Genomic DNA, 6896 nt, shown 5'->3' on the forward strand with positions numbered 1-6896 from the left:
ATAGACGGGTCCATCCTGACCATTGCCGATGCTCCCTGGCCCGGCCTGACCCCGGACCTGCTCAGTATTATCCTGGTGGTTGCTACCCAGGCGAAAGGGGAGGTGCTTATACACCAGAAGATGTTTGAAAGCCGACTTTTCTTTGTGGATAAGCTCATTGACATGGGAGCCAAGATCATCCTGTGTGACCCACACAGGGCTACGGTGATCGGACACGATTTTAAATCAACCCTGAAATCCACGGTCATGACCTCCCCCGATATCCGGGCAGGGATCTCCCTGCTGATCGCAGCGCTGTCTGCCAAGGGGACCTCTACCATACACAACATCGAACAGATCGACAGGGGATATGAGTCGATCGACACCCGATTAAGGGCCATCGGAGCCCATATCAGCAGGGTCTGATGAAAGGTTCGGCCAATAACATTCCGATAGTAAAGAACAAGGTGGGAAACCAGCATCGTTTTGAACTTGGCCTTGACGGGGGCACAGCCTATGTGGAGTATATATTAAATCAACAGGGTACGATCTATTTAACCCATACGGAGGTGCCGGTAGCCCTGGAAGGCAAAGGGATCGGGAGTACACTTGTCAATAAGGTATTGGACCACATCAGGGAGGAAGGGTTGAAGATGGCCCCCTTATGTCCTTTTATTGCAGTCTTTCTCAAAAGGCATCCCGAAAAAGCGGAGGGCTTACTCGCTCGGGGGTTTCACATCGGCTCCTGATCTCTAAAGGGCGGCATAGTTCCAGAGGAAGAGTGCAGACCAAAGAACGGTTCGGATCCAGTTTAGATTCACTAATTCCGTAAGGGTTTGTTCCGTGTAATTCCCGGCAGTTATAGCCTTGTGCCTAGGGACAAAAACGGTAAAGGTCACCAGCCAGACCAGCAGGACCAGGATGAAGCAGGAAATGGTGTAAAAAGTCTTTGCTTCCTGTAATAATGCTCCATAGACCATAAGCTGCCCAAGCATCAGAGGTACGACGAGAAAGGAAATACGCGGGGTGTATTTTTTATGCCACTCAGCCAGACCATTTTTAGAGAAATGGATAAAACTGGGATAGACCATCAGTTGTACCATCCAGATCAGCACGAAAAGGCCAAAATCCAGGAGGAGCCGAGTTACGTCTGCCATGATCACTTTTCTACCAGTGTACCGTCGGGATATTTGGCGAACCTTCCTTTATCCCTGTCGTGAACATTGTCGGGATAGGGCCAGGGCCAACCTCCGAACTGTGTCAGCCTGTACTCATCCATGGCCTGCTGTATTTCCCTTTCTGTATTCATGACGAAGGGGCCATATTTGGCCACAGGTTCCCCTATGGGTTTTCCTTGAAGCAAAAGAAAATGACCTGTTTCCAGTCCGTTGTTGGTCAACTCAACAGCATTTGTATCGAGCGTAATACCGTGATCAGGCCTGATGCGGGTACTTTCGATCACGGCCGAGTCGCCTTCATAGAAATACAGGGTGCGGTTCACATCTTCCGGAATATCAGGGAAGGTAAAACTCGCTCCAGGGTCGAGGTGGAGGTTCCAAACGGCCACATGGTTCTCCTCAGAAGCCGCCCAGGAATCCGGTGCAGGAGCGGGAGCTTCAGTCCTGGCATATCTTCCAGCAATGATCTTTAATCGAGTCCCATTTTCGTGTATTTCAGGAATCTCTTCATGCCACAGCATTTTAAAATGGGGGTCTACCATTTTCTTATCCCTGGGCAGGTTCAGCCAGATCTGGAAGAGTTCCAGCGGATTGTCCTTGTCCTGTCGCAGGAGGGGAAACATTTCGGAGTGCTGTACGCCCCGGCCGGCTGTCATCCACTGTACGTCTCCCTGCCCGAAACGTCCGGCAGCACCCAGGGAATCCGAATGGTCACAAAAGCCCTTGTTAACAATGGTGATCGTCTCAAAGCCCCTGTGAGGATGGTAAGGGAATCCTGGTACCGTATGCCCGTGGTACATACGCCAGCCCAGGGCATTGGGGGCGAAGTCATTCCCCAGATTTCTTCCTTCCAGGGAGGCGGCTGGTCCCATCTCATCATTGCCTTTGGGGTAGTGGTCCAGGTGATAGACACAAAAAAGGAAGGGATCCTGTGTTTCCCAGGGGAATCCCAGGGGAAATATCTTCTTGATGGAATTGGGCATGACGAAAAATTTAGCCCAAAAGTAAGGATTGCAGAATTTCCACAGTCTTATAGATATGTTAAGGAATCACCGGCTATGGTCCTGCATCGTTGACCTCTATCCAGTTTCCTTCAGGGTCCTGGAGGTAGATCTGCCGGACCCCGTCGGCTCTCAGGGTTACCTGGCCCGGATGGCCCAACCAGTCCCAATAAGGGATACTCTTTTTTTGAAGCGTACCGATGAATTCTTCCAAATCTGGGGTGGACAGGCAAAGGTGTTCGCTTTTGGAACGGGTCCCCAGTATGTTGTCCTTCCTGATCAGGTGTAACTGGGCCACCCCGTCAATAGTAAACCACCGGAAACCTTCGGCACGAGTGGGGTGGGGGATGTCCCTCAAACCCAGAACCGAGGCATAGAAGTCGCCTGTTTTCTCGAGATCCTTCACCACCATGGAATAATGGTCGATCCGAAAAGAGATTTCCTGAGCCATTAAAATGCGAGCAGTAAGCAATACTGCTACCAGGAACAGATGTTTCATCTTGAATTTTTTCATGTGGGTGGGGTTTCACTGTTGGAATTCATAGGATACAAAGGCAAATTTGGTGCTGTCCGGAGACCAGGAAGGCACATTGATGGTTCCCTGTCCGCCGGTGAAAGAGCAGAGGGTTCGGATATTACCGTTTTCGAGATCGTACAATCGGAGTGCCACCTCCTTCATGGGCGGATGAGCTTCCCCCTGATCCTCTAAGTATGAGATAAAAACGAGGTATTTCCCGTCCGGGGAAGGGTGGGGGAACCAATTGGAAAACGCATCATCGGTAAGCATTTCTTTTTCAGATCCATCGGGCCGCATCCGCCAGAGTTCCATCATCCCGGAACGAAAGGAGTTGTAATAAATATAGCGACCGTCCGGGCTGTATTCCGGGCCGTCATCGAGGCCGGGATCTGAAGTAAGCCTGATCTCTTCGGGATTATCGAGGTCTTTGCTATAGATGTCGAAGTCCTCTCCGCGATGGGCTACATAGAGTACGGACTTCCCGTCCGGGGCCCAGCCGTGCCAGTACGAAGGCATTTTCGGTGTGATCAGCGTGGGAATTCCTCCTGTGATCGGAATTGTATAGATTCGGGACGAACCGTAAGGCGCCTCCTCAACAGGATCATTGTTGCTCAGGGCGATCAGTGAGCCATCCGGGGAGATACCGTGGTCATTGTTACAATTCTGCGCCTCCCCCGAGGGGATCACCTCCTTGGAGTTTCCATCCAAAGTTACCCTGTACAACAATCCGTTTTGGTTGATGATAAAGTACTTCCCGTCCGAACTCCAGTTAGGGGCTTCAAAATGGGCCTCCTCTTCAAGAACAACCGTCCGCTGTCCTGTAGACAGGTCATATATTTCCAGGTGTGAGATCACAGAAGGGTCTTGTGGCCTTGCATACAAGAAGGCGGTTATCAGCAAAGAAAGGGTCCATAGGGATCTCATGAAAATCTTTCTATCGGTACTAGTGCCCTTGAGCTAAAAAAAACAGGAGGATCAGGAGTCCTCGAATTCGATTTTTCTATGGCCCCCGTCACAAAAGGGTTTGTTGTCTGACGCGCCACAGCGACAAAAAGCCGTGGTACGTTTCTTGGTTTCGGTAGAACCATCCACCATCTTGATCTCGATTTCACCGTGGACCATCAGGGGCCCATTCGGGGTCACTTCTACTTTCTGACTCATACTTTTATTCTTGGATTTAAGTTCTTTGTCCTGTTTCGTCAACCGGTAACTGAGGGCTCCCGACGGGCATCGGTCTATCTGTTCAACCAGGGATTCAACGGAAGCGTTACCCGCATGTATCCAGGGTTTTTTATCGGGTTTGTATACTTCAGGGAGTGTTTTAACACAGACCTCGGAGTGAATACATTTCTTCGGTTTCCAGATCACGGCAAGGCCTTCCCGACCGTATTCTTTAACGATTTCTCCTTCTGCCACTTTACTGTTTTTTTTGATTGAGTGCTTCGATCTTTTTTTGAATCTCTTCGGCCTCCGCGTATTTGTCGTCTCCCGCACTGCGGTTTACCTTGGAGAGTTCAAAGGCTTCCTTCATCACTTTCTTGTATTCCGCTTCCAGTTTTTCAAGCGGACTCTTCTTTTTAAATAATCCGAACATAGTATTAATTAATTTCCAATGGGGGGTGGACCTTCAGGGATCATGGGTTCATATACCTCGTCGCCTTTGCGTTCCCTGTATTCGGCCTTTATCTTTTCTACCAGTTTTGGATTCTCAAACAGGTCTGTCATGGTCATCCCCAAAGCTTTGGCAGCCTGGATCATCCCTTTGTGCCCTATACTCATCCCACCGCAAGCCACCACTGCCCAGGAATGCCAGGGAGTGTCTTTGGGCGCCACGGTAACCCCGAGGTTGATGTTGGGAACATTCCAGCTCACATCCCCTACGTCTGTGGATCCTCCTCCGGGATTCTCCTTGGTTTCCTTCAGGGGCGGGATATCACTCACCATCCCCACCTGGGGTTTACCGGTCTCTTCCTGTATCTTCCTCCCGAAGGCCATTTCCTCATCAGTGTAGGTGATCGGCCCCAGCAGTTCAAGATTCCTTTGCATGACTTCCCCACCGGCCCGGTTGACCAGTACTTCATAAATCCCAGAGATCAGGGAGATTTTATAGTCCACGTTTGCCATGATGGCCGCGCCTTCCGCCATGGCCCGAACCCTTTCATAAACGGGCATCATTCCACTGCGTTTGGTGTCTCTTACTCTAACCCAAAGTCTGGCGTAGTCCGGTACTACATTCACCACTTGCCCTCCGTCCTGTATGTGGTAGTGGATTCGAACGGTGGGTTTGATGTGTTCCCTGTAGTAATTGATCCCCGTGGTATAGAGTTCCAGGGCATCAGAGGCGCTGCGTCCGTTCCAGGGGTCGGCAGAAGCATGGGCCGCCTGGCCAAAGAATTCCACCTTAAAATCTATCAATGCCAGTGTACTTTGTACGTCTGCCTCCGTATCCGCGCTCGGGTGCCAGCTCAAGTTCACGTCTACGTCATCCCAGAGACCTTCTTTGACCATCCAGATCTTGCCGAAAAATTTTTCTTCAGCAGGCGTGCCGAAGAATTTTACAGTGCCTTTGGCCTTTCCGGAGGCGATCAGCTCTTTCACAGCTATGGCGGCACCCAGGCTCGCAGTGCCAAACAGGTTGTGGCCACAGCCGTGGCCTGCTGCACCCTCATTAAGAGGGGATTTTGTGGGTTGTGCTTTCTGGGATATGCCCGGAAGAGCATCAAATTCTCCTAACACACTAATAACCGGTTTTCCTGATCCGTAGGTGGCTACAAAAGCTGTTGGCATTCCGGCAACGCCTCGTTCTACTTCAAAACCATTGGCTTCTGCATAATCCGCGAGGATCTTAGAAGATCCCGTCTCCTCGAAAGCTGTTTCCGCCAGGGCCCATATGGAGTCACTGATCTGGACCAGCCTGTCCTGGTGCTTTTCGATGGAAGAAAGGATGGCCTTTTTATTTCCGCTGACCTTTTGCCCGGTCACGGGGATCACAAATAATAATAAAACGAGTGAAGTAAAATATTTCATGAACGGCGGTTTCTTAGTGGTTAGGTACTAAATATAGCAAAACCTGATCAACATCCGGCCATGAAAGTTCAGGAGGTGGGCTTAGTTCAAAGCTGCCTTATAGGTTTCGAGGCATCTCTCGCGGGCTTCCTTGTGATCTACCATCTTGGACACATAGTCTTCCGTATCTGCCTCGGGAACCCATTCTTTAATGTATTTCCTGTCCTTATCGAATTTGTCGATCTGGGTCATGGGGTTAAAGATCCTGAAGTAAGGAGCGGCATCTACCCCGCTGCCTGCCGCCCATTGCCAGTTTCCGACGTTGCTGCTGAGCTCATAATCGAGGAGCTTTGACGCAAAGTAGGCCTCACCCCAGCGCCAGTCGATCAGCAGATGCTTGCAAAGGAAACTGGCCACCAGCATTCGCACCCTGTTGTGCATGTACCCGGTGGCATTGAGCTGGCGCATCCCGGCATCCACCAGGGCGTAACCGGTATTACCTGATTTCCACTTTTCAAATTCCTCTTCCTTATTGCGCCATTTGATACGGTCGTATTTCTCCTTAAAGGCCTTATGTGTTGTATGAGGAAAATGCCAGAGGATCTGCATAAAGAATTCCCTCCAGATAAGCTCATTGAGGAAGGTCTCATTCTTTTCGGTCATGGCCTTGTTGACCATTTTACGAATGGAAACCGTCCCAAATCGCAAATGTGGTCCCAATCTGGAAGTTCCCTCCTTTGAAGGGAAATTACGGGTCTTTTCGTAGTCCCGGATCATAGAAGAGGAAACATCGTACTCCGGTACTTTGATCTCAGACTCCACGAAATCCATTTCTTTCAAAGTGAGATTAGGAAGGTTTTCATCCCTGAATAAATTAGACCCTTTGAACTCAGGCTCCCAGTTTTTCAGGGGTTGCTCCTGTTTAAAATGCTCCTTCCATTTTTTCATAAAGGGGGTGTAGACCACATAGGGATCCCCATCGTCTTTTACGACCTCATGCTTTTCGAAAATGACCTGGTCCTTAAAGGTGTGGAAAGCAATATCTTTTGATTTAAGGAATTCTGTCACCTCCTTATCCCACTTGGTTGCATAGGGCTCGTAATCCCTGTTGGTATATACTGCTTCAACATCGAATTTCTGGATGATGTCGCGCCAGATTTCTTCAGGCTTCCCTTGCCTGACCTGCAGGGAGCTTTTCAAATTCTCCAACTTATC

9 protein-coding genes and 1 pseudogene are annotated in these 6896 nt (G+C 49.9%); 2 read left to right on the plus strand and 8 right to left on the minus strand.

The annotated features are described in order from the left end of the window. Both ABYP73_RS10075 and ABYP73_RS10080 read left to right on the plus strand, forming a co-directional pair. Positions 1 to 405, plus strand: a pseudogene (locus tag ABYP73_RS10075) (UDP-N-acetylglucosamine 1-carboxyvinyltransferase); the annotation flags it as partial. After that, positions 405 to 728, plus strand: a complete 324-nt coding sequence (locus ABYP73_RS10080) for a GNAT family N-acetyltransferase (protein ID WP_372974228.1) — start codon at positions 405 to 407, stop codon at positions 726 to 728. The pseudogene ABYP73_RS10075 and the gene ABYP73_RS10080, both read left to right, overlap by 1 nt. A gap of 3 nt (positions 729 to 731) precedes the next feature. On the opposite strand, the gene ABYP73_RS10085 is transcribed toward ABYP73_RS10080, so the two are convergent. The 8 genes from ABYP73_RS10085 to ABYP73_RS10120 form a co-directional block, all read right to left on the minus strand. Further along, entirely contained in the window at positions 732 to 1136 is a 405-nt protein-coding gene (locus ABYP73_RS10085) for a hypothetical protein (RefSeq protein ID WP_372974229.1), read from the minus strand. A 2-nt stretch (positions 1137 to 1138) separates the two neighbouring features. Further along, positions 1139 to 2140 carry a pirin family protein gene (locus ABYP73_RS10090; protein ID WP_372974230.1) on the minus strand — a complete coding sequence of 334 codons (1002 nt, stop codon included), beginning with the start codon at positions 2138 to 2140 and terminating at the stop codon, positions 1139 to 1141. A gap of 73 nt (positions 2141 to 2213) precedes the next feature. Continuing rightward, positions 2214 to 2672 carry a VOC family protein gene (locus tag ABYP73_RS10095; protein ID WP_372946452.1) on the minus strand — a complete coding sequence of 153 codons (459 nt, stop codon included), beginning with the start codon at positions 2670 to 2672 and terminating at the stop codon, positions 2214 to 2216. A 12-nt stretch (positions 2673 to 2684) separates the two neighbouring features. Continuing rightward, positions 2685 to 3599 (minus strand): TolB family protein, encoded by a 915-nt coding sequence (locus tag ABYP73_RS10100; protein WP_372974231.1) that lies wholly within the window; start codon positions 3597 to 3599, stop codon positions 2685 to 2687. 51 nt (positions 3600 to 3650) lie between these two features. Then, complete coding sequence (locus tag ABYP73_RS10105; RefSeq protein ID WP_372974232.1) at positions 3651 to 4091, minus strand: (4Fe-4S)-binding protein; 441 nt, start codon at positions 4089 to 4091, stop codon at positions 3651 to 3653. Between the two features lies 1 nt (position 4092). Then, positions 4093 to 4269 (minus strand): Lacal_2735 family protein, encoded by a 177-nt coding sequence (locus ABYP73_RS10110; protein WP_372946449.1) that lies wholly within the window; start codon positions 4267 to 4269, stop codon positions 4093 to 4095. 8 nt (positions 4270 to 4277) lie between these two features. Beyond that, entirely contained in the window at positions 4278 to 5702 is a 1425-nt protein-coding gene (locus ABYP73_RS10115; RefSeq protein ID WP_372974233.1) for an amidohydrolase, read from the minus strand. An 81-nt stretch (positions 5703 to 5783) separates the two neighbouring features. After that, a partial coding sequence (locus tag ABYP73_RS10120) for a deoxyribodipyrimidine photo-lyase (protein ID WP_372974234.1) occupies positions 5784 to 6896 on the minus strand: 1113 nt, incomplete at its 5' end.

Source organism: Muriicola sp. (assembly GCF_041567615.1).
In the GTDB taxonomy this organism is placed as follows: Bacteria; Bacteroidota; Bacteroidia; order Flavobacteriales; family Flavobacteriaceae; genus Muriicola.